This is a genomic window from Chromobacterium sp. INPA-IVC (genome assembly GCF_059047085.1).
In genome coordinates, this window is the sequence record NZ_JBTNLS010000002.1 from 210,403 (window position 1) to 233,696 (window position 23,294).

A 23,294-nucleotide genomic window follows, 5' to 3' on the forward strand; every position below is an offset into this window, starting at 1 on the left:
AGAAGTATGAGCTTGTCCGATAAGTTGCCGCAGACCAGTGACCGTCACGCCATGATGCAGCGCTTCCGTTCCCGCGAGGCCTGGCACGTGATGAAGATATTGTCGGAGTTTGTCGAGTCGGCCGAGGAACTGCAAGGCATTACCCCGGCGGTGAGCATATTCGGCAGCGCGCGCACGCCGCGCGATCACAAATACTACAAATTGACCGAGGATGTGGCGCGGCGTCTGTCCGACTCCGGCTTCTCGGTGATATCCGGCGGCGGCCCCGGCATCATGGAAGCCGCCAACAAAGGCGCATTTTACGGCAGAAGTCCGTCGGTGGCGCTCAACATCGTGCTGCCGCACGAACAAAAGCCCAACGACTACCAGGACCTGTCGGTCAAGTTCAACCACTTCTTCAGCCGCAAGGTGATGTTCGTCAAGCACGCGATCGCCTATGTGGTGATGCCCGGCGGTTTCGGCACGCTGGACGAGATGTTCGAGGCGCTGACGCTGATCCAGACCGGCAAGAGCCGCAAGATTCCCATCATCCTGTGCTGCAGCGAGTTCTGGACTGGTCTTCTGGACTGGGTGAAAGACCGCCTGGTCAGCGAAGGCATGATCAATCCCGACGACCTCAACCTGATCCAGCTGATCGATGATCCGCAGCAGATCGTCGACACCATTTTCAAACACTACGAAACCCGCGGCTTCGACGCGCTGCCCGAAGAACGCGAACAACTGCTCAACCTGTAGTCTGCTTGCGGTCTTTTTCCGACAGCGGCCGTTTGCCGCCAAACACGGGGTTCTAAAACGCCCGTCCGCAGTATCATGGGCGTCTGACGTAGCCACGCGCCGACGAACCACCGCGGCCCAGCCATCAAAACCAGGCGGCTGGGCTGCGCCGCTGGCGACAAAGACCGTAAACAAACGCCAAGAATCGCATACGAAAAAGGATAAACCATGCGCCGTCTCACCGCCCTGCTTCTCCTCCTGCCATTGGCGCCCGCCCTGGCCGCCGAAGCGCCCACCGCCCCGCCCAAGGCCATAGTGCCCCCGCCGCCTGCGATCAGCCCGTCCAATGCCGCCGAGGCGGAACCGGAAGTGCGCCTGATCCAAAAGGGCGATGAAAAGATCGAGGAGTACCGCCTGAACGGCCAGCTGTACATGGTCAAGGTCACGCCGGCCCATGGCGTGCCCTACTACCTGATAGACGACAACGGCTCCGGCAACATGAGGCAGATCGACCCCGCCACCCGCATCGTGATCCCCCGCTGGGTCTTGGTGCGATTCTGACGGAGGCGGCATGTCGGTTTACACCACGGTCAGCCGGGAATCGCTGCAACACTGGCTTCAAGGCTACGCGCTGGGACAATTGCAGGAGCTGCAAGGCATCGCGGCGGGCATCACCAACACCAATTACTTCGTCACCACCACGCACGGCCGCTACGTGCTGACGCTGTTCGAAACGCTGCATCTGGACGAGCTACCCTACTACCTGACGCTGATGAGCCATCTGGCCAGGCACGGCGTCGCCTGTCCGGCGCCAATCGCCGACCACACCGACAGCTTCGCCTCGATGCTCGCCGGCAAGCCTGCCTGCCTGGTCAGCTGCCTGTCAGGAAAAGACGTCGGCCATCCCAACCCCGATCAATGCCGCGCGGTTGGCGAGATGCTGGCGCAGATGCACAAGGCTGGCGCCACCTTCCCGCTGCAGATGGCGAATCCGCGCGGCCCGCGCTGGTGGAGCCGGACCGCGCAGCAACTCTATCCGCACATGCAGGCCGATCAGGCCGCGCTGCTGAGCGAGGAAATCCAGTTCCAAGATGGCCATCGCTTCGACCATCTGCCCAGCGGCGTGATCCACGCAGACCTGTTTCGCGACAATGTTTTGTTGGATGGAAACCACATCAGCGGCTTCATCGACTTTTATTACGCTTGCAACGACATCCTGCTGTATGACGTGGCCATCGCCGTCAACGACTGGGCCCGGCGCGACGACGGCGGACTGGATGATGAGCTGGCGAAAGCCTTCCTGGAAGGCTATCAGTCCGAGCGGCCGCTGGAAGCAGCCGAACGCGCCTGCTGGCCTGTCATGCTTAGGGCTGCCGCGCTTCGGTTCTGGGTATCGAGGCTGCAGGACCTGTACCAGCCTGCAAGCGGGGAGCTGACCTACACCAAGGATCCGGCCGTGTTCCAGCGAGTGCTGCTGGCTCACCGCCAGCGGCAGGATTTCTGGCTGTCTTGACACTGTCCAATCGCCGTATTGCGCGAAGCCAGCATGGGATTCACGATAACGTCATCAGATCCTCCTTGAAAAATGTGAAGATTCACATATCATCAAAGACGAGTAGTAGCCTGATAACTGAATTTCTGTGGCTCAACTTTTGAACAAAGGGTTCACCATGCTGCTGAAAAAAATCGTCATCCTCGCCCTCGCCTCCATGTTGGCCACCTCGGCTTTCGCAGCTGAGGAAACCGGTGCCGCCGGCACCACCGGCACAGCCGGCACGGCCGGCACCGCAACTGCCGGCACCGCTGGCGTCGCAGGCACCACCGCCGGCATCGCCGGTCTCAGCGTAGGCACCATCGCCGCCATCGGCGCCGCCGTCGCCGCTGCTGTTGCCGTTTCCAGCAACAGCAACTCTTCGTCGAGCCACTCGGCGGCTACCCACCACTAAACGGCCAAGCTGTATCGGCAAGTCAAGCGGCCCGACTTGAGAAAGTCGGTTCGCTTGGCTTGGTTTGGCTTTCGCTTTAAAACCCTTCTCCTTGATTGGCTTGCCCTGCAAAAAAATAATGGCAATGTCATAAGAAATAATAAATCAGTCCGTACTTATAAAACCGCCAAACCTTGTATCTAGCTTCACTTGGCATTAGGGGGCCGCCTTTGGGCGCGCATATTAAGTAGCACCAGCTACATCCAAGCTTGGACCGCGGTACATGCATAATAAATCCAGGTTTTATCTGGTCACGGGGGCTTTATGGGGAGGACTGCCGTTATTCCTCGCCTGCAACGCGTTTGCCCAACCATCGCTGACAGGGCAAATCGGCTATATCAATATGCCATCCGCCAGAGTTGGAGAGGACGGCACTTTCAGTCTCGGCTATGGCTACGACAAACCATATGGCATTCTCTGGACCTCCACTACCGTATTGCCATGGCTTGAAGTGTCGGGGCGCTATACATCCATTGCAGGCGTGCCTGGCTTTGCCGATCCGCAATATGGCAGCGGTTACGGTCGTTTTAAAGACAAGGCGATCGATCTGAAATTCCGGTTGCTGGAAGAATCGTCGTTCCTGCCTGAAATTGCACTTGGCACTACCGATATTCAAGGCACCCGGCTATGGAAAGGCACTTACCTCGTAGCGAGCAAAAATGTGTTGCCTGGGTTGGAAACCTCTGTTGGCGTGGGCTCAGGCCGCATCCAGGGCGCATTCGGCGGTATCCGATTCACTCCGTCCATTCTGCCCAGCTGGTCGTTGGTTGCAGAATACGATGCCAATAATTACCGCCAGGACCCCGCACCCTTCGGTATCGAGTCCTTTGCGGCACAACGCAACAAAGGTCCCGCTGTCGGCGTGGAATACCAATGGGGTTGGCTCGGTTTGCAGGTTGCACGGCAAAAGACTCACTCCAGCATCAATGCCAGAATAGATATCCCACTCAATCTCAAAGAATTCGTTCCGAAAATACAGGAGCCCGCCTATTTCAGCGGCGGCCCGGATCTTCCTGAGCGTCCCACGCTCGCCCAATGGAAAAACGAGCCCGATCGAGCCCGGAACCTAGCTACCGCGCTTGGCAAGCAAGATTTCAAGAACATCCGTATTGCGATGCAGCGCGACAGTCTGATCATGGAACTGAGCAACAGCCGCATCTCCAATGTCGGCCGAGCCGTCGGCCGGGCCGTGCGGACAGCACTCTATTTCGCGCCTTTGGAAACTCGCGAAATCAAAGTGGTTTACACCGAGCTGGAGCAACCCGTCGCAACTTACAGCTTCTACGATCTGGCGACGCTTAACGACTATCTGCTGGGAAAAGTAGACCGCACCCGCTTCTTGCAGACCGTCAACATCAAACCGGGTCGTGACGAGGAAGTTCAGCCTTTGGACAGCAGTACACTGGCGCAAACTCTCCGGGAAAGCATCGATGTCAGTCTTCTCACCAATCCAGAAGGCGATTTGATTCAAGTCACCAGCGACGATACCGAAGACAACCGCTTCCACCTCGCGCCCAAAATGGGCGCCTATTTCAACGACCCCAGCGGCGCATTCCACTACGACATCATGGCGGAAGCCACCTATAAACGCCGCTTGGGCAAAGGCCTGTATCTGGACAGCGCCCTGAGCGCCGACCTGTACAACACCATCACCGAGGTTAAACAACCTTCAAACAGCCTGTTGCCCCACGTCCGCTCCGATATTGCCGATTACAAGCGCGTCAAAACTCCCAAGCTCAACCGTCTGCTGTTGAACCAATACATGAGCATGTCGCCGAATACTTACGCCCGCGTCTCCGCCGGCCTGTATGAGGAAATGTTCCGCGGCGCCGGCGGACAGATTCTGTACTACCCCGGTTTCAACAAAAACTGGGCAGTGGATCTGGCAGTGGACGCACTGCAGCAACGCGGCGTGCAGGGCTGGTTCGATAAACGCGACTATCAAACCGTCACGGCGTTGGCCTCGCTGCATTACCAACTGCCGATGGGTGTCACGGCGACGATGCGCGCCGGTCGCTTCTTGGCCAAAGACGATGGCGTCAGGCTGGAAATCAAGCGCCGCTTCCGCTCCGGGATCGAAGCAGGCTTTTGGTACACCAAAACCAATGGCAACGATATAACCAACCCTGGCTCGCCGGCCCAACCCTATAACGACAAGGGATTATTCTTTTCCATCCCGCTGAACAGCCTGCTGACTCTGGACAACCGCACCGTCGGAAGCTTTTCTCTTGCGCCATGGACCCGCGACGTAGGGCAAATGGTGATGTCGCCGGGCGATCTCTACGAGATCATGAGCGACCCCAAACGCGACATCGACAGCTATGACGGCCTTGGCAATTTCGCTGAGCGGCCAGACGAGCAGAACCTGCCGCAAATCACGCCGCCTCAGCCCAGCTACCAACCCTGGCCTGCGATCCGGCTGCGGCTGGAAGACAGCGGCAATCGCTGGCTGGAATTGGACGACAAGGGCGCAGCGCTGGCCGCCGCTGCCGTCGCCACCTTCGCCGCCGCCGGCCTGGATCGTCCAGTGGACCGGTTCTTCAGCAAACGCCAGGACAATCGCCTGGTGCGGGACTGGGGCAAGTTGGGCAAAGGTCTTCCCATCGCCACAGTCGCGCTGTCCGGCGCCGCGTTCGCGCTGGGGGACGATAGATTGAGCAATACCGGATTGATCGCCCTGGAATCCAGCGTCGCCGCCGTCGCCGGCAGCTCGGTGCTGAAAATGGCCGTCAATCGCGCTCGTCCAGGCAGCGGCGGCGACAGCACATGGCGCTCTCAAGAGCCGGGAGAGTCACGGCTGCAAAGCAGCTTCACCTCCAATCACTCCGCCGTGCTGTTCGCATCCGTCACGCCTTTCGCCAAGGAATACGATCAACCCTGGCTGTACGGCGTGGCCGCGCTAGGCGCGGCGGGGCGCACGGCCAGCCGCGACCATTGGCTGTCGGATGTCGCGGCTGGCGGCCTGCTCGGCTACGCAATGGGCAGCTGGCTGTGGCAAGCCCAGCGCAATGACAGCCGATACCACAGCAGCCTGATCGCAACACCCAAACAGCTGGGCATGCAAATAGAAGTCCCTCTCCGATAAGTCTGAACAATAGGAACTCCGACCATGACTGCGCATATTCTGAAATCGAGTGGCAAACCCCTTCTGGCGCTCTGGCTGCTGAGCTGCAGCCTTCACTTACATGCGGCCGGATCCGGAACCGTCAATTATCCGAACCCCAGCATGCCCAGCTACGAGACAGACAGTTCCAACGGCCTGCCATCCATAAACAGCCTCCCCTCTCAAAACCAGACTGACAGGAAGGCCGCCGACAGCCGCTCGATGCCGGGCTACCCCCAGGCCGGCTACCCGCAACAGGCTGGCCAACCCTGGCGTCTGCTGGACGACAACGACTACACGATCAATCCTCTCGACGGCAAACCCAAGCTTCCCCCGTTCACTGACTATGTCCGAAAAGCCACGGAACAGACGCTGCCGATATTCGGCAGCCGTCTATTCCGCAACCCCGGCAACGCCTTCGAAGCATCGGACGGCGTGCAGGTCAATCCAGACTACATCATCGGCAGCGGCGACCAGTTGCAGGTCAAAGGCTGGGGCATGGTCGACATCGATCTGACGCTGACGGTCGATCGCAATGGTTCGATTTACCTTCCTCGAGTCGGCAGCGTCGCCGTGGCTGGCGTGCGTTATCGGGATCTTCAGGCAACGTTGAAAAAAAGCGTCAGCCGCGTCTTCAACAATTTCGACCTCAGTGTCAGCCTGCTGCAAACCCGGGCCGTTCAAGTCTATGTCGTCGGCCACGTGCGCCAGCCCGGCAGCTATACGCTGAACGCGATGAGCACGCTGTTCAACGCGGTGCTGAAAGCGGGAGGTCCCGACGACAGCGGCAGCCTGCGCAGCGTGACGCTGATGCGGGATGGCCGCGCCGTATCCAAAGTCGACTTGTACGGCATTCTGGTGAACGGCGACAAGTCAGCCGATCAGACCTTGCGCGACGGCGATGTGATCCAGATCCCGGCGACCGGTCCGCGTGTCGCGCTGCTGGGCGACGTCAAGACGCCGGCCATCTACGAATTCCGCCCCGGCGAAACCGCAAGCGACCTGCTGCACTGGGCTGGAGGCCTCGAATCCGCCGCCGAAGGCAAAGAGTTGCTGCTGGAAAAGAACGTGGACAACCGCTTCGTCAACCTGGTTCGCAACCAGAACTCCACTCAAGGCTTGGGCGCCATCGCCCTGAACGCGGGGGACATCTTCCGCCTGCATGTTCCAGGCGCGCAGGCTGTCGGCGTGCAGAGAGGAGATGAGTTCGTCACCGTCGGAGGAGAGGTCAAGCAAACCGGCACCTTCCAGATCCGCCGTGGCGAAACGCTGCGCCAACTGATCATGCGATTGGGCGGCGCGGACGACGACGGCTATGTCTTCGCCACTTCCATGAAGCGGGAAAGCATACGCCAGATGCAGCAGCAGAAACTGGATGAAGTCGCCAATCGCTTTGAAAAGGAATTGGAACAAACCGCGTCCTTGAAACTGGCCAAGCTCACCGACAAGGACACCATCGCCGCCGTCAACGCCGAAGTCGAAGGCCAACGCCAGATCGCGAAAAAAATGCGCGCGATCAAGTCGGAGGGACGCGTGGTGCTGGAGCTGAAAGACGCCGATGCACAAACCAAGGATTTGCCCGATCTGGAACTTCAGGACGGTGACCAAATCGAGATCCCCCGCCGTCCAGGCACCGTCTACGTGCTGGGGGCCGTCTATCAGAACAACGCCTTCATCTATCGTCCCCAGCGTTCGGTCGGCGATTACCTTTCGCTCGCTGGAGGCGTGACCAACTCGGGCGACAAGTCGTCCACCTATGTGCTGCGCGCCGACGGCACCGTAGCCAGCAACGATAGCGGCGGCTGGTTCTCCGGCGTCAGCGGAAAACGGGTCAATCCGGGCGACACCATTGTGGTTCCAGAAGAGCTCAACAGCGGTAGTTGGACCCAATCCCTGAAGGAATGGACCAGCATTCTGTACCAGTTCGGTCTCGGCGCTGCCGGCCTGAAGGTATTGAAATAAGTCCCAATATCCAGCATGAGGGAAAGAAAATGACGAACACGACAAATATTCAGACCGGCGATGAGATCGACCTGCCGGCACTGCTGTCGATGCTGCGTAAATACAAGTTTTGGATCACCCTCAGCACCTTGTTGTTCGGCAGCGCCGCATTAGCCTACTGCCTGCTGGCCAAACCTGTCTTCACCGCCACCAGCTCCATCATGCCTCCCCTGCAGCAAAGCAGCGGCATGAGCTCCCTACTGGGGCAATTGGGGGGTCTGGCGAGTATAGCCGGGGCCGGCAGCGGCTTGAAAAACCCCAATGACCTCTATATCGGCATGCTGCAAAGCCGCACCGTTGCCGACCATCTGATCAAGCGCTTCCAATTGAAGGAGCGTTATGAGCAACAGACGCTGGACGGGACCCGCAAGACCCTGAAAAGCCGGGTATCCATCGTTACGGGCAAAGATGGGCTGATCAACATCAATGTCGACGATCCCGATCCGCGATTCGCGGCTCAGCTCGCCAACGCCTACATTGATGAGCTGAAACAGTTGAATCAGGTTCTGGCCATGACCGATGCTGCCAAACGACGCCTATTTTTCGAACAGCAGTTGAAACAAACCAAGGAGCAATTAGCCAACGCCGAAACCGCTCTGCGCCAGACCCAGGAAAAAACCGGCCTGATCCAACCGGAAGGCCAATTGTCGGCCATCGTGGGCTCGGTGACTCAGCTGCGCGCCAACATCGCCGCCAAAGAGGTTCAACTGGAAGCGATGCGCAGCTACGCCACGCAACAGAATCCGCTATATATCCGCACAGAACAGGAGTTGAGCGGACTGCGCGAGCAACTGACGAAACTGGAAACCGGGAGAGAAGGCAGCGGCGATCTGTTGGTTCCCACCGGAAAAGTCGCGCAAAGCGGCCTGGAATACCTTCGCCGCCTGAGAGAGGTCAGATATCAGGAAACCATTTTCGAACTATTGGCCAAGCAATACGAACTAGCCAAGATAGACGAAGCCAAGGACTCGTCGCTGATCCAGGTATTGGACAGCGCGGTGCCTCCTGAGCTGAAAAGCAAGCCCACCCGCAGCCTGATCATGGCTGCAGGACTGCTGCTAGGCTTTCTGTTCGGCGCCTTGGGCTCCTTGCTGCACGCCAAGCTCTTCGACAGACAAGCTTTCAAACGCCTGGGACCCACACCTTCCCTAGCGCTGCGCAACGAGCATTGAAAGGCGCAACCGGCCGTTTCGCCGGCTCACGCCCTCTCCGCCGCCTGAATCCGCCGCCGGTACCCCATCCGGCAGATGAAGCCCAATACCAGCAGCAGATTCATCACCAGGGCCAGCCTCAAGGGGCTGGCCCAGGCCAGGGGCGCGACCACGCCGGCCACCAGGCTGGACACCATGGTCTGGCAGAAGCCTTGCAACGACGACGCGGTTCCGCGCAACTCCGGAAACTGGTCCATCAGATTCAGCGTGATCGACGGCGCCGCCAGCGACATGCCCGTGGTGTACAGCGCCAGCGGCAGCACCGCCCACGGCAGCGTCTGCTCCGGAGCCAGCAGGTTGTACGCCAGATTGGCCAGCGCCGCGGCGAACATCAGCCAATAGGCGCGCGACACCACCTCCCGCGACGAGAAATGCCCGGCCATGCGCCCCGACAGGTAAGCGCCGAACATGATCCCCGACACCGCCGGCCCGAACAGCCACAGGAACTCGGTCGGCCCCAGATGCAGATGCTGCATCAGGAACACCGGCGCCGACGGCACATACAGGAAAAACCCGGCGAAATTGAACGACACCGCCGCGGTCAGCAACTGGAAATTGACTGTGCGCCCCACCCTCCAATAACTGGCCAGCAACGGGCGCGGATGCAAGGGCTGCCGCGCCGCCTTCGGATGGGTCTCCGGCAGGCCGAACCAGCACAGCGCGAACAGCGCGAAGCCGATCAGCGCCATGAACGCGAAAATGGAATGCCAGCCGAAAGCGCCGAACAGCCAGCCGCCCACCACTGGCGCGATCGCCGGGGACAGCGAAAATAGCATGGTCACCTGCGACATCAGCCGCTGCGCCGCCGCGCCTTCCAGCCGATCGCGGATGATGGCCCGTCCGACCACCAGGCCGGCGCCGCCGCACAGCCCCTGCAACGCGCGGAACAACAATAGCTGACCCAGAGTATTGGACAGCGCGCAGCCGACCGAAGCCAGGCCGAACAGCAGCGTGGTCGCCAATATCACCGGCCGGCGGCCCACCGCGTCGGAAATCGAGCCATGCCACAGCATCATCAGCGCGTAGCAGAACAGATAGACCGTCAGCGCCTGTTGCATCTCCAGCGGCGACGCGGACAGCGAAGAACCGATGGCCCGCATGGCCGGCAGAAAGGTGTCGATGGAAAACGGGCCCAGGGTGGACAAGCCAGCCAGCAGCGCGGCCAAGCCGAAGTGTGTGCGGGAAGTGCGGGACATGACGTAAGAATCTCGGATAATGTTCGAATGGTAACGGTTGATGCCGCGCTTGCCAAACCCTGTCGGGAAACTTGGCAGGCCGGCGCTTTCATGCCACGATGCGCGCCCCTTCCCAACCCACCAGCAGCGGGTTATGCTGCCCATCATGCCGCAGCAGCCCGGATCAACGACAAGGGAGAAGCCACATGATCCGTCTCTATCACAATCCCAAGTGCTCGAAGTCCCGCGCCGCCCTCAGCCTGCTGGAGGAAGCCGGCGCCGATATCGAAGTCATCGAATATCTGAAGCATCCCCCCAGCTATGAAGAACTGGACCAGTTGCTGGGCATGCTGGGCCTGGAGCCTCGCGAACTGATGCGCCAGAAAGAGGAAGAATACGCCGACCTCTATCTGGACGACATCACGCTGGAGCGCAAGCATCTGATCGCCGCGATGGTGGACAATCCCAACCTGATCGAACGCCCCATCGCCATCGCCGGCAGCCGCGCCGTGATCGGCCGCCCGCCGGAGCAAGTCCTCAAGCTTCTAAGCGAGTAAATCCGCAGCCCAAACCACGGCGGCGTTTCCGATCGCCGCCGCTCGGCCTTTCCCCCTTCCGCTCCTCCCCCTTTTCCATCAAACCCATTGTCATTTCGCCACACTTTCCCCGCCCACTTCATTAGCAGGATTATTATTACTTGAAAAATAATACCGCACGTTACTAAAATAGCGGCATGAGTCCAAACAAGTCCTTTTCCCAGTTGGAGCAAGCGATCAGCCGCGTCGAGGCCCGCTTCCCCGGCGTGCCCCGCCAGGAAGTGATCCTGACCCGCCTGATCTTCCACATCGTGCCGCGGCTGACCTCCCATCTGTGCGAGTGCCTGAAGCAGCATGGCCTGAACGAGACGGTGTGGATGGCGATGCTGGCCTTGTACGCCTGTCCGAACCAGATGCTGAATCCATCGGATATCAGCGAGACGCTGGATTCCTCGCGCACCAACGCCACCCGCATCGCGGACGAGCTGGTGAAAAACGGCTGGGCCGCCCGCTCGGCCAGCGCCGAGGACAGGCGCAAGATCGTCCTGGAGCTGACCCCCGCCGGCGTGGCGCTGGTGGAAGGCCTGCTGCCCTACTCGCGCGAAATCCATCGCTCGCTGTGGACGGACTTCGACGCCGATGAGAAAGCCGAACTGGAACGGCTGATGCGCAAGCTGCTGAGCAAGCTCGGCGGCTGAGCCTGCGCTTTTTCGCTCACATAATAACTTGGGTGATTATCTACTGGATTAATCAGCCCAGGACCGACACGCATCATTGATGGAGACCGACAAGGTGAACAAGAAATCCTGGCCACAAGCCGCCGGGGTGTTGCTGATCAGCGCCGTGCTGAGCGGCTGCGCCAGCTTCGGCCCAGACGCCGCCCCCGACCAGATGGTGGGCGCCGACCAGCTCAAGCTGGCCGTCGCCGGCCAGCAGAATGTCCGCGCCGACTGGTGGCGCCAATTGAACGACCCCGAGCTCGACCGCCTGGTGGAGGCGACGCTGAAAGATTCTCCGTCGCTGAAGCTGGCCGACGCGCGCCTGCGCCAGGCGCGCGCCGCCGTCGGCATCGTGGAAAGCAAGGACGGCCCGCAGCTGGACGCGCTGGCCAACGCCGTGCAGATCCACGCCGACCCGCTCAAGGCCATCCCGCACAACGACAAGGACTACATCAACGCCTACACCGCGGCGCTGATGGGCAGCTGGGAATTCGACTTCTGGGGCAAGAACCACGCCGCAGTCAGCGCCGCCCTCGGCCAGCAGCAGGCCATCGCCTTCGAAGGCCAGCAGACCCGCTTGCTGCTGACCCAGGCCGTGGTCGCCCAATACACCCAGCTGCAACGCGGCCTGGCCCAATCCAAGCTGCTGTCCCAGCGCCTGGCCATCGCCCAGAGCCGCCAGAAGCTGACCCAGGCCCGCATCAACGCCGGCCTGCTGCCGGGCGACAACCAGCGCGGCAACGAAGTGTCCATCGAGCGGCTGCAGCAGCAGCAAAGCGCGCTGGATAACGACATCGCCCGCAGCCGCCACGCGCTGGCCGCGCTGACCGGCCAGGCGCCGCAACAGCAGGACGGCCTGAATCCCGGCCTACTGGACGCCGCGCCGGAGCCGGTGCTGGACAAGCTGGACGCCAACCTGCTGGGCCGCCGTCCCGACATCGCCGCCCAGCGCGCCCGCGTCGAATCCATGTCCGCCTCGGTCAAGGAGGCGCGCGCCGAGTTCTACCCCAACGTCAAGCTGACCGTGTTCGCCGGCCAGAGCTCGCTGCAGATGGACCAGCTGTGGAAGAGCGAATCGTCGCTGTGGGGCTTCATGCCGGCCATCAGCCTGCCGATCTTCCACTCCGGCCAGCTGCAGTCCAACCTGTCCAAACAGCAGGCCGGCTACGACATGGCGGTGCAGCAATACAACCAGGCCGTGTTCGACGCGTTGCGCGACGCCGCCGACGCGGTGTCCGGTTGGCAAAACAGCCAGCGCCAGCTGCGGCAGACCGAACGCGCGCTGCAAAGCAGCCGCAAAGCCAATGACTCGATGGCCGCCCGCCTGCGCGCCGGCCTGATCAACAAACTGTCGCTGCTGGACTCCCAGGACGCGCTGCTGAGCCAGCAATCCTCCAGCATCGACGCCAAGGCCGCCAGCCGCCTGGCCTGGGCCACCCTGAACACCGCATTGGGCGGCGGTTTCGACAACCAGACCGCCACCCGCTAAGGACACACATCAAATGGATCAGAAACTGGAAACCGCGAAGAGCCGCAAACGCAACCTGCTGGTGGCCACCACCCTGTTCGCCGCCATCGCCATCGGCTACGGCGCCTACTGGTCGTTGGTGCTGAGCCACCAGGAAGACACCGACGACGCCTATGTCGGCGGCCATCTGGTGCAAGTCACCCCGGAAGTGGGCGGCACCGTCGCCAAGATCCTGGTCGACGACACCGTGGCGGTGAAAGCCGGCCAGGTGCTGGTCAGCTACGACAACAGCGACGCCCAGCTGGCCTTCGAGCGCGCCCGCAACGAATTCGCCCAGACCGTGCGCCAGACCCGCCAATTGATGGCCAACAGCCAGCAATTGGACGCCCAAGTGGCGCTGCGCCAGGCCGAGCTGTCCCGCGCCGAATCCGACCTGAAACGCCGTAAACAGCTAGCCGGCAGCGAAGCGATGTCCGCGGAAGAGCTGGGACACGCAAGCGACGCCGCCGCCGCCGCCCAGGCCGCGCTGGCCGCCGCCCAGGAGCAGGCCAAGGCCGGCCTGGCGCTGGTGGGCAAGGACGAGCTCGCGCACCAGCCGGCGGTCAAGGCCGCCGCCAGCCGCCTGAAGGAAGCCTGGCTCGCGCTGCAGCGCACCGAGATCAAGTCGCCGGTGAACGGCACCGTCGCCCGCCGCAACGTGCAGGTGGGCCAGCGGGTCGCCGCCGGCACGCCGCTGATGGCCGTGGTGCCGCTGGAGCACCTGTGGGTGGACGCCAACTTCAAGGAAGGCCAGCTGGCCAAGATCCGCATCGGCCAGCCGGTGGAGCTGAAGTCCGACCTGTACGGCGGCAAGGTGGTCTACCACGGCAAAGTGCAGGGCCTGTCGGCCGGCACCGGCAGCGCCTTCTCGCTGCTGCCGGCGCAGAACGCCACCGGCAACTGGATCAAGGTGGTGCAGCGCGTGCCGGTTCGCATCGCGCTCGACCCCAAGGATCTGCAGGAGCACCCGCTGCGCGTCGGCCTGTCTATCGACGCGGTGGTGGACACCAGCAACCAGGATGGCAAATCGCTGGCCGAGGCCGCCCCGGCGACCGTGGTCAGCGAACACAACGGCACCCTGCCCGACCTGAAGCAGGCCGACAAGCTGGTCGCCGAAATCCTGGCCGCCAACGCCGGCAAGTAAGGACCCCCACCCATGAACCATCCGCCACTGAGCGGCTCGAAACTGGTCTGGATCACGCTGGCGCTGTCGATGTCGGTGTTCATGCAAGTGCTGGACACCACTATCGCCAACGTGGCGCTGCCCACCATTTCGGGCAACCTCGGCGCCGCCACCAGCCAGGGCACCTGGGTGATCACCTCGTTCGGCGTCGCCAACGCCATCGCAGTGCCGCTGACCGGCTGGCTGGCCAAGCGCTTCGGCGAAGTGAGGCTGTTCACCGCGTCCACGCTGCTGTTCGTGCTGACCTCCTGGCTGTGCGGCATGTCCAACAGCCTGGAAATGCTGATCTTCTTCCGCGTGCTGCAAGGCGCGGTGGCCGGTCCGATGATTCCACTGTCGCAGAGCTTGCTGATGTCATGCTACCCGCCAGCCAAGAAGAGCATGGCGCTGGCACTATGGGCGATGACGGTGATCGTCGCGCCGGTGTTCGGCCCGATTCTGGGCGGCGTGATCAGCGACAACTGGCACTGGGGCTGGATCTTCTTCATCAACGTGCCGGTGGGCCTCGCGGCTGCCTTCATCTCCTGGCGCATCCTGAAGAGCCGCGAAACCGACACCTTCGACCTGCCCATCGACAAGCTCGGCCTGGCCTTGCTGGTGATCGGCGTCGGCTCGCTGCAGATGGTGCTGGACCGCGGCAAGGAGCTGGATTGGTTCAACTCCGCCGAGGTCGTCACCCTGGCCGTGATCGCCTTCCTGGCGCTGACCTATCTGGTGATCTGGGAACTGGGCGAGGAGCACCCCATCGTCGACCTGTCGCTGTTCAGCCAGCGCAACTTCACTGTCGGCACCGTCGCCATCAGCCTGGGCTTCATGCTGTACTTCGGCGCCGTGGTGCTGCTGCCCTTGATGCTGCAGACCCAGCTGGGCTACACCGCCACCTGGGCCGGCCTGGCCGCCGCGCCGATCGGCCTGATCCCGGTGGTGCTGTCGCCGATCATCGGCAAGAATGCGCACCGCTGGGATATGCGCTGGGTGGTGACGGTGAGCTTCAGCGTCTACGCCATCTGCTTCTTCTGGCGCAGCAACTTCAACACCGACATGGACTTTTCCTACGTGGTGTGGCCGCAGGTGGTGCAGGGCATAGGCGTGGCCTGCTTCTTCATGCCGCTGACGACGATCACGCTGTCCGGCCTGCATCCGTCGCGGATCGCCAGCGCGTCCAGCCTGTCGAACTTCCTGCGCATTCTGGCGGGCAGCATCGGCACCTCGATCACGACGACGATGTGGGACCGCCGCGAGGCGCAGCACCACTCCAAGCTGACCGAGCATGTGACGCAGTACGATCCGGCTTCGGTGTCGTGGTTCGACACCATGGGCAAACTCGGTCTGGGGCCCAGCCAGCAACAGGCGCTGACCCAGCTGCAGATCACCAAGCAGGGCTACATCATGGCAGCCAACGAGATCTTCTGGATCTCCGGCATCCTGTTCGTGCTGCTGATCGCGCTGGTCTGGTTCGCCAAGCCGCCGTTCACCGCCTCCGGCGGCGACAGCGGCGCGCACTAGGACAAGCCAAGCAAAGCCCCGATGCCGCGTTGCGCCGCCTTGGAGCTTTCTTGGTCCCTGGCGATGATGAAAACGGGCAGGACCTGACGGTCCTGCCCGTTTTTCATTGCAGGTGCCGGCCGAAGGCCTCCATGCCGCGGCCTATCGCCTTGTCCCGGTGCTGGATGCGGTACAGCGTCCGGGTCAGCCGCGGCAGATCGGCATCCACCTCGACGATGCTGCCGGCCGCCAACAAATCGGCCGCCACATGCCGCGACAGGCAGCTGACGCCCAGCCCCGCCGCCACCGCGTGCTTGATCGCCTCGGAATGGCCCAGCTCCATGCTGATCGATAGCCGCATCAGGTGCGGCAGCAGCACCCGCTCCACTTCCTCCCGGGTGCCGGAACCGGCCTCGCGCAGTATCCACTCCGCTTCGGCCAGCTCCGCCGCCGCCACCTTGCGGCCGGCCAACGGATGCGACACGGCGGCGAACACCAGCAGCTCATCCTGCCGCCAAGGGCTGGCCAACAGCTCCGGATGGTGACAGGGCCCTTCTATCAGGCCGAAATCGACGCGAAACGCCGCCACCGCCTCGACGATGTCGCGGGTATTGGCCACCTCCAGCTCCAGCCGCGCCTGCGGCCAATCCCGGCGGAAAGCGGCCAGCAGCGGCGGCAGCAGATAATTGGCGATGGTGGTGCTGGCGCCGATGCGCAAGGCCAGCCCGCCGCCGTCGAACAGCCCCTGGACATCGCCGGCGGCGTCCAGCAGCGCGCGGGCGCGCGGCAGCAACAGGCGGCCGTGCTCGTTGATCAGCAGCCGCCGCCCGACGCGATCGAACAGCTTGGCGCCCAGCCCCTGCTCCAGCTTGTCCAGCGCCTGGCTGGCGGCAGACTGCGTCAGCGCCACCCGCTCGGCCGCGCGCGTCACCGTGTCCAGCTCCGCCACCGCGACGAACACCTCCAGCTCTCTCAGGCTGATGCGCAGGCTCATGCCGGCTCCTAAGCAGTTTTATTAATGATATCTATTAATTTTATCCGTTTTTTTACTTATCAACAGTGGCGTATCTTGGACATATACTAAAGAGGCATTAGCATATGACTAATTATCGCAACCTGATTCCCGGCCTGGCGTTGTCGCTGGGCCTGGCCGGCGCGGCCATCTGGGCCGCGGAGCTGCCGGCGATGAAAAGCCTGGGCCTGTCGGCCCTCACCCTCGCCATCGTCGGCGGCATGATAGTCGGCAACACCGTCTATCGTTTCATCGCCGAGCCCAGCCACCATGGCGTGACTTTCTCCAAGCAGAAGCTGCTGCGCGCCGGCATCATCCTGTTCGGCTTCAAGCTGACTTTCCAGGACATCGCCGCCGTCGGCTTTTCCGGCGTGCTGATCGACGCGCTGGTGCTGACGTCCACCTTCTTCCTCGCCTTCTGGCTGGGCCGCAAAAAGCTGGGACTGGATGAGCAGAGCGTGATCCTGATCGGCGCCGGCAGCTCGATCTGCGGCGCGGCCGCGGTGCTGGCCACCGAGCCGGTGATCAAGGCCCATGCGGAGAAAGTGGCTGTCGCGGTGGCCACCGTGGTGGTGTTCGGCACCGCCGCGATGTTCCTGTGGCCGCTGATGTACGACGCGGTGCGCCACCTGGGCATCTCTGAGTTCAGCTATGGCCTGTTCGCCGGCTCCACCATCCACGAGGTGGCGCAAGCCGTCGCCGCCGGCAAGTCGGTCAGCGACGCGGCGATGAATACCGCGGTGATCACCAAGATGATCCGCGTGATGATGCTGGCGCCGTTCCTGATCGCCCTGTCCGCCTGGCTTGCGGCCAAGCACAGCGGCGGCAAAGCGCAGAAGCAGCCGATCTCCATCCCCTGGTTCGCCGTCGCTTTCCTCGTCGTGGCCGGCTTCAACTCCTTCGACCTGCTGCCGCGCGCGCTGCTGCAACAGATCATCTCGCTGGACAACCTGCTGCTGGCCGCCGCGATGGGCGCGCTGGGCCTGACCACCCACATCTCGGCCATCCGCCAGGCCGGCGCCAAGCCGCTGCTGTTGGCCAGCGCGCTGTTCGGCTGGCTGATCGTCGGCGGCGGCCTGATCAACGCCGGCGTCGCGGCGCTGCTGCACTGACGCCCCTCCACGCCAAGGAAGCACGCATGAAAAAACGCCCGGCAAAACCGGGCGTTTTTCTATGCAGAACCATCAGGACTCAGCACGGACACTTCTTCACGCTCTTGCCGCCGTAACGCTGCTCCTGGCAGTAGCGGAAGAACGCCTCGCGGCTCATCACCTGGGCCTCGGGGTCGAAACGGCGGCGGCTGCTGACATAGACGTCGTAGTCGCGCTGCCCCACCATCAACCGGGCGGTACGCACCGCCGCCCGCCACAATTCAGCCATTGGCGCCTCCCTGTCGGTATACCGCCGGCACTTCCTTGGCCGTCACCCACTTCACCGCCAGCGACTTGCGGATCACGTGGATGCCGAACACCAGCATCGCCAGCACCACCGCCATGAACAGCGCGGTCAGCGTGGCGTCCACATAATCATTGAAGATGATCTGCTGCATTTGCGCCATGTTCTTGGCCGGCGCCAGCAGCTCGCCCTTGGCCGCGGCGGCGGAGAACTTGTCGGCGTGGGCCAGGAAGCTGATCTTGGGGCTGGCGTCGAACAGCTTCTGCCAGCCGGCGGTCAGCGTGGCCAGCAGCAGCCAGACGGTGGGCAGCGCGGTCACCCACACGTAGCGCGTCTTCTGCATTTTCACCAGCACCACGGTGGCCAGGGTCAGCGCGATGCCGGCCAGCATCTGGTTGGCGATGCCGAACAGCGGCCACAAGGTATTGATGCCGCCCAGCGGGTCCACCACGCCCTGGTACAGGAAGTAGCCCCAAGCCGCGACGGCGAGGCCGGTGGCGACGAAGTTGGCCGCCCACGACTCGGTGTCGGCCATCGGCTTGATGAACACGCCCAGCAGGTCCTGGATCATGAAGCGCAGCACGCGGGTGCCGGCGTCGACGGTGGTGAGGATGAACAGCGCTTCGAACAGGATGGCGAAGTGGTACCAGAACGCCATCATGGTCTTGCCGCCGATCACGCCGGACAGGATGTGGGCCATGCCCACCGCCAGCGTCGGCGCGCCGCCAGCGCGCGACAACACAGTGTGCTCGCCGACGTCGGCCGCCAACTGGGTCAGCGTGTCCGGGGTGATGACGAAGCCCCAGCCGGAGATCACCTGGGCGGCGTCCGCCGCGGTCTTGCCGATCAGGGCCGCCGGGCTGTTCATCGCGAAATAGACGCCCGGGTCCAGCACGCAGGCGGCGATCAGCGCCATGATGGCGACGAAGCTCTCCACCAGCATGGCGCCGTAGCCGATCAGGCGGGCGTGGGATTCGTTCTCGATCAGCTTGGGCGTGGTGCCGGAGGCCACCAGCGAGTGGAAGCCGGACACCGCGCCGCAGGCGATGGTGATGAACAGGAAGGGGAACAGGTTGCCGGCGAACACCGGACCGCTGCCGTCGATGAATCGTGTGACCGACGGCATGTGCAGCGGCGGCGCCACCACCAGGATGCCGATGGCCAGGCCGACGATGGTGCCGATCTTGAGGAAGGTGGACAAGTAGTCGCGCGGCGCCAGCAGCAGCCACACCGGCAGCACCGAAGCGATGAAGCCGTAGCCGATCAGCAGCCAGGCCAGCGTGGTACCCTTCAGCGTGAACAGCGGCGCCAGCGTCGCGCTCTTGGCGACATCGCCGCCATAGACGATGGCCAGCATCAACAGGATGAAGCCCAGCACCGACACCTCGCCGATCTTGCCCGGACGGATGAAGCGGGTGTACACGCCCATGAACAGCGCGATCGGAATGGTGCAGGCGATGGTGAAGGTGCCCCACGGGCTGTCGGCCAGCGCCTTGACCACCACCAAGGCCAGCACCGCCAGCAGGATCACCATGATCATCAGCACGCCGATGGAGGCGATCACGCCGGCGATGTCGCCCATTTCCTGGCGTATCATCTCGCCCAGCGACTTGCCGTCGCGGCGCATCGACAGGAACAGAGTCAGGAAGTCCTGCACCGCGCCCGCCAGCATCACCCCGACCAGGATCCACAAGGTGCCCGGCAGGTAGCCCATCTGCGCGGCCAGCACCGGGCCCACCAGCGGGCCGGCGCCGGCGATGGCGGCGAAGTGGTGGCCGAACACCACCCACTTGTTGGTGGGCACGTAATCGAGCCCGTCGTTGAACTTCTCGGCCGGCGTCAGCCGGCGCGCGTCGAGCTCCAGCACCTTTTCGGCGATGAAGCGGCCATAGAAGCGGTAGGCGATCGCGTAGACCGACAAGGCGGCCACCACCAGCCACACCGCGTTGATCGTCTCGCCGCGGTTGAGCGCCACCATGGCGAAGGCCGTCGCCCCCGCCAGCGCCACCAGCAGCCAGACCACGCACTGTTTGACCTGTTGCATAAGGAAGTCCCTGTTCTCTCTCTATTTCTCCCGGCGCTTGCGGCGGCAGCCCATCTGTCCGCCGCGATCCGGCTTGGGTACTGCTGCTTTGATTCTGTCGGCATAGCGGCCGAAACACAAGCCTGCCAGCCCGAACGGCCCGTGTTACTATTTTTGCTGGGAAATCGGGATACCTCGCAATGCCACAACACATTCTGATTGTCGAAGACGACGCCAGACTGGCCGAACTAATCGCCGCCTACCTGACCAAGCACGGTTACCAGGTCAGCCTGCACGGCCGCGGCGACACCGCGCCCGCCTTCATCCTGGAGACCCGTCCGGACCTGGTGGTGCTGGACGTGATGCTGCCGGGCAAGGAAGGCTTCGACGTCTGCCGCGATGTCCGCCCCCACTACGGCGGCCGCATCCTGATGATGACTGCCCGCGACGAAGACGTGGACGAGATTCTGGGCCTGGAGCTGGGGGCCGACGACTATCTGGCCAAGCCGGTGGAGCCGCGCCGGCTGCTGGCCCGCATCCGCGCGCTGCTGCGCCGCAGCGGCGGCGCCCGCCAAGAGAGCGGCGGCGTCGCCATCGAAAACGACGGCATCACCTTCGGCCAGTTCAGCATCAGCCAGGCCACCCGCGAAGCGTTGTTGGGCGACGAGCAGATCGAGCTGACCACCGCCGAGTTCGACCTGTTGTGGCTGCTGGCCACCCACGCCGGCCAGGTGCTGTCGCGCGACGACATCATGAGCGAGCTGCGGGGCATAGGCTTCGATGGCCTCGACCGCTCGATCGACGCCCGCATCTCGCGGCTGCGCCGCAAGCTGGGCGACAATCCGGACGCGCCGGCGCGGATCAAGACCGTGCGCGGCAAGGGCTATTTGTTCTCGCGCAGCGACTGGGAATAGGCAATGCCGTCCAAGAACCTGCGCGGCTGGCTGCGCCCATCGCTGGGAACGCTGTTCGCCCGCTACTTTCTGATCACCATGCTGATACAGCTGTTGATCATCATCGGCTTCGGCTTCCTGGTGACCAAGCTGTACGAGAAAAGCGACCAGGCCGGCAAGACCCTGTTCATGCGCGGCACCGTGACGCTGATCCAGGACAGGCTGCGTGAGCAGCCGCCGCAGCGCTGGAACGCGGAGCTGGCCTCCATCGCCAGCCGCTTCAGCTACCCGATCCGGCTGCTCGACCAGCCGCCCGCCGAGCTGGACGACAAGGCGCTGGCGGTGCTGGGCCACGGCCAGCCCTATCTCGACGCAGACAATCAAATCCTGTACGCGTCGACGCCGTCCCGCCCCGGGCTGCTGGCGCTGGGCCCGCTGGACATGCAGTCCAGCGACAACACCTGGATCAGCGAAGACATCGAGGTGCTGCTGATCTGGATGCTGCTGTCCGGCGCCACGCTGGGCACCTTGCTGTACTTCATCCTGCGCCCGCTGTGGACCGACTTGCTGGAAGTGCGGCGCACCGCCGAAGTGTTCGCCGAGGGCGACTTCAGCGCCCGGGCCCGCTCGGCCAAGAGCCGGTTGTTCGCGCCGCTGCCGCTGGCCTTCAACAGCATGGCCTCGCGGCTGGAGCGCCAGCTGGAAACCCGCCAGGCGCTGTCGCACGCCATCGCCCATGAAATCCGCACGCCCATCGCCCGGCTGCGCTTCGGCCTGACCATGCTGGAAGAGGAAGAAGACCCGACGGAATGGAAGCGCTACCGCGACGGCATGGAGCGCGACATGCTGGAGCTGGAGGAACTGATCAGCACCAGCATGGAATTCGCCAAGCTGCGCCGCAGCGAGGTGCCGCTGCATCTGGAAACCGTGGACCTGTTCGACTGGTTCGACGACCTGATCGACCTGGTCACGCCGCTGAAGCCGCCGCACTTGTCGCTGTCGCTGGAATGTCCGCGCGAAGACGGCGCCTTCGACCGCAAGCTGATGTACATCGCCACCCGCAACCTGCTGCTGAACGCGTTCAAGTACGCCCACTCGCAAGTGAGGATGCGGGTCTATCACCAGGGCTCTCAATTGATCATGGAAGTGGATGACGACGGCTGCGGCATCCCGGAGGAAGACCGCGACAAAGTGTTCGAGCCCTTTCTGCGGCTGGACCGCAGCCGCGACCGCGCCACCGGCGGCCACGGCCTGGGCCTGTCCTTCGTGCGCTTGATCGCCGAGCACCACCACGGCCACGCCAGCGCCGGCTCCAGCGAGCTGGGCGGCGCGCGTTTTCGCATGATCATTGCGCAGCCGGCCCCTTGCGGGCAATAAGTCACTCATTGTCACAAAGCATCGACAGGAAGCCCACAGACCGCTTGCCGCCATTTGCCGATAATCCCCATCATTAGTAATGATAGGAATATGCAGAATGGTTTCCTCACGACCGGCGGCGTTGCTGGTGCATGGACTCGGCGGCACTGCCTATGATCTGGGCGCGCTGGGCCGCACGCTGGAAGACGCCGACATCGTTACCCACTCCCCGGTGCTGCCCGGTCACGGCGGCACGCCGGAAGACCTGCTCGGCGTAGGCTGGGAGGATTGGGTGGAAAGCATTCGCGCCGAATACCGCGCGCTGAAGGCCAAGCACAAAGTGGTGCACCTGGCCGGCGTCTGCCTGGGCGGCCTGGTGGCGCTGGAAGTGGCGCGCCGCGAGAAGCACCAGGACAAGCTGGCCCTCTACGCGCCGCCGGTGTTTCTGGACGGCTGGAGCCTGCCCAAGCTGACCTGGCTGCGCCACGCCGTGTATCACGTCCCCCGGCTGGCCAAGAAAATGCGCGTGCCCGAGGTATCGCCGTTCGGCATCAAGAACGCCCGCATCCGCAAGGCGATCCAGCAGCGCTTCGAGCGCGGCGACCGCTTCCACTACGCCTACATCCCGCTGATGTGCATCCGCGAAGTGGACCGCCTGCGCCGCCAGTTGCTGCCGCGCCTGGCCGAGATCACCTGTCCGACACTGATCGTCCACGCCGACGAGGACGACATCACCAGCCCGCGCTCCGCCCACCACCTGATGCAATATCTGGGCGGCCCGGTGGACTTCATGCCGCTGTCCAACAGCTATCACATGGTGATGGTGGACAACGAGCGCGCCGAAGTGCTGCAGCGCAGCCTGAAGTTCTTCAACAGCCAGCCCAAGCCGACGCAACCGGTCGAGCAGGCCTGCGGCTGGACCGCGTTCGCGGCGGCCTGAGGCCTCCTTTCCCTGTCAATCAAACCGCCCGCCACCCGCGGGCGGTTTTGTTTGCG

General features: G+C 63.1%; 20 protein-coding genes. 16 read left to right on the forward strand and 4 right to left on the reverse strand.

All coding sequences use genetic code 11. The features are described 5' to 3' along the window. The first annotated feature begins 6 nt into the window (after positions 1-6). From ACX17K_RS03775 to ACX17K_RS03805, 7 genes are all read left to right on the forward strand, one after another. Positions 7-735: an LOG family protein gene (locus tag ACX17K_RS03775; RefSeq protein WP_021476877.1), complete on the forward strand. Its 729-nt coding sequence runs from the start codon at positions 7-9 to the stop codon at positions 733-735. Between the two features lie 207 nt (positions 736-942). Beyond that, positions 943-1,275: a DUF2782 domain-containing protein gene (locus ACX17K_RS03780; protein WP_493773759.1), complete on the forward strand. Its 333-nt coding sequence runs from the start codon at positions 943-945 to the stop codon at positions 1,273-1,275. A gap of 10 nt (positions 1,276-1,285) precedes the next feature. Beyond that, positions 1,286-2,227 carry a homoserine kinase gene (locus tag ACX17K_RS03785; protein WP_493773760.1) on the forward strand — a complete coding sequence of 314 codons (942 nt, stop codon included), beginning with the start codon at positions 1,286-1,288 and terminating at the stop codon, positions 2,225-2,227. A 157-nt stretch (positions 2,228-2,384) separates the two neighbouring features. Continuing rightward, positions 2,385-2,660, forward strand: a complete 276-nt coding sequence (locus ACX17K_RS03790) for a hypothetical protein (protein ID WP_493773761.1) — start codon at positions 2,385-2,387, stop codon at positions 2,658-2,660. Between the two features lie 262 nt (positions 2,661-2,922). Continuing rightward, positions 2,923-5,784, forward strand: coding sequence for a YjbH domain-containing protein (locus ACX17K_RS03795; RefSeq protein ID WP_493773762.1), 2,862 nt, complete (start codon positions 2,923-2,925; stop codon positions 5,782-5,784). A 24-nt stretch (positions 5,785-5,808) separates the two neighbouring features. Continuing rightward, positions 5,809-7,764 carry an SLBB domain-containing protein gene (locus ACX17K_RS03800; RefSeq protein WP_493773763.1) on the forward strand — a complete coding sequence of 652 codons (1,956 nt, stop codon included), beginning with the start codon at positions 5,809-5,811 and terminating at the stop codon, positions 7,762-7,764. Further along, on the forward strand, positions 7,704-8,975 hold the full coding sequence (locus tag ACX17K_RS03805; protein ID WP_493773764.1) for a GumC family protein: 1,272 nt from the start codon (positions 7,704-7,706) through the stop codon (positions 8,973-8,975). Before ACX17K_RS03800 ends, ACX17K_RS03805 begins: the two co-directional genes overlap by 61 nt. A 26-nt stretch (positions 8,976-9,001) precedes the next feature. On the opposite strand, the gene ACX17K_RS03810 is transcribed toward ACX17K_RS03805, so the two are convergent. Further along, positions 9,002-10,210, reverse strand: a complete 1,209-nt coding sequence (locus ACX17K_RS03810) for a multidrug effflux MFS transporter (RefSeq protein WP_493773765.1) — start codon at positions 10,208-10,210, stop codon at positions 9,002-9,004. A gap of 185 nt (positions 10,211-10,395) precedes the next feature. Here ACX17K_RS03810 and arsC point away from each other — a divergent pair, with 185 nt between their 5' ends. The 5 genes from arsC (at position 10,396) to ACX17K_RS03835 (ending at position 15,640) form a co-directional block, all read left to right on the forward strand. Beyond that, the gene (gene arsC, locus ACX17K_RS03815) at positions 10,396-10,746 is read left to right on the forward strand and encodes an arsenate reductase (glutaredoxin) (protein ID WP_493773766.1); all 351 of its coding nucleotides are present in this window, start codon (positions 10,396-10,398) and stop codon (positions 10,744-10,746) included. A 176-nt stretch (positions 10,747-10,922) separates the two neighbouring features. Further along, positions 10,923-11,423, forward strand: coding sequence for a MarR family transcriptional regulator (locus ACX17K_RS03820; protein ID WP_493773767.1), 501 nt, complete (start codon positions 10,923-10,925; stop codon positions 11,421-11,423). Between the two features lie 94 nt (positions 11,424-11,517). Continuing rightward, positions 11,518-12,933 (forward strand): efflux transporter outer membrane subunit, encoded by a 1,416-nt coding sequence (locus tag ACX17K_RS03825; RefSeq protein ID WP_493773768.1) that lies wholly within the window; start codon positions 11,518-11,520, stop codon positions 12,931-12,933. 13 nt (positions 12,934-12,946) lie between these two features. Next, a complete protein-coding gene (locus tag ACX17K_RS03830; RefSeq protein ID WP_021476888.1) occupies positions 12,947-14,095 on the forward strand; it encodes an EmrA/EmrK family multidrug efflux transporter periplasmic adaptor subunit in 1,149 nt (382 codons plus the stop codon). A gap of 12 nt (positions 14,096-14,107) precedes the next feature. Then, the gene (locus tag ACX17K_RS03835; protein ID WP_493773769.1) at positions 14,108-15,640 is read left to right on the forward strand and encodes a DHA2 family efflux MFS transporter permease subunit; all 1,533 of its coding nucleotides are present in this window, start codon (positions 14,108-14,110) and stop codon (positions 15,638-15,640) included. A 103-nt stretch (positions 15,641-15,743) separates the two neighbouring features. Here the strand turns inward: ACX17K_RS03835 and ACX17K_RS03840 are convergent, their stop codons facing one another. Then, positions 15,744-16,613: a LysR family transcriptional regulator gene (locus tag ACX17K_RS03840; protein WP_082107160.1), complete on the reverse strand. Its 870-nt coding sequence runs from the start codon at positions 16,611-16,613 to the stop codon at positions 15,744-15,746. 104 nt (positions 16,614-16,717) lie between these two features. Between ACX17K_RS03840 and ACX17K_RS03845 the strand changes: the two genes are divergently transcribed. Next, positions 16,718-17,743: a YeiH family protein gene (locus tag ACX17K_RS03845; protein ID WP_493773770.1), complete on the forward strand. Its 1,026-nt coding sequence runs from the start codon at positions 16,718-16,720 to the stop codon at positions 17,741-17,743. 79 nt (positions 17,744-17,822) lie between these two features. Here ACX17K_RS03845 and ACX17K_RS03850 read toward each other — a convergent pair whose 3' ends face one another. Together ACX17K_RS03850 and ACX17K_RS03855 are read right to left on the reverse strand one after the other, a co-directional pair. Then, complete coding sequence (locus ACX17K_RS03850; protein ID WP_231150034.1) at positions 17,823-18,011, reverse strand: YbdD/YjiX family protein; 189 nt, start codon at positions 18,009-18,011, stop codon at positions 17,823-17,825. Then, positions 18,004-20,070: a carbon starvation CstA family protein gene (locus ACX17K_RS03855; RefSeq protein ID WP_493773771.1), complete on the reverse strand. Its 2,067-nt coding sequence runs from the start codon at positions 20,068-20,070 to the stop codon at positions 18,004-18,006. Before ACX17K_RS03855 ends, ACX17K_RS03850 begins: the two co-directional genes overlap by 8 nt. A gap of 179 nt (positions 20,071-20,249) precedes the next feature. Here ACX17K_RS03855 and ACX17K_RS03860 point away from each other — a divergent pair, with 179 nt between their 5' ends. From ACX17K_RS03860 to ACX17K_RS03870, 3 genes are all read left to right on the forward strand, one after another. Continuing rightward, positions 20,250-20,963: a winged helix-turn-helix domain-containing protein gene (locus tag ACX17K_RS03860; protein WP_021476894.1), complete on the forward strand. Its 714-nt coding sequence runs from the start codon at positions 20,250-20,252 to the stop codon at positions 20,961-20,963. Positions 20,964-20,966: 3 nt separating this feature from the next. Further along, positions 20,967-22,319 carry an ATP-binding protein gene (locus tag ACX17K_RS03865; RefSeq protein WP_347370904.1) on the forward strand — a complete coding sequence of 451 codons (1,353 nt, stop codon included), beginning with the start codon at positions 20,967-20,969 and terminating at the stop codon, positions 22,317-22,319. Between the two features lie 97 nt (positions 22,320-22,416). Continuing rightward, positions 22,417-23,238 carry an alpha/beta hydrolase gene (locus ACX17K_RS03870; protein ID WP_493773772.1) on the forward strand — a complete coding sequence of 274 codons (822 nt, stop codon included), beginning with the start codon at positions 22,417-22,419 and terminating at the stop codon, positions 23,236-23,238. The last annotated feature ends 56 nt before the right edge of the window (positions 23,239-23,294 follow it).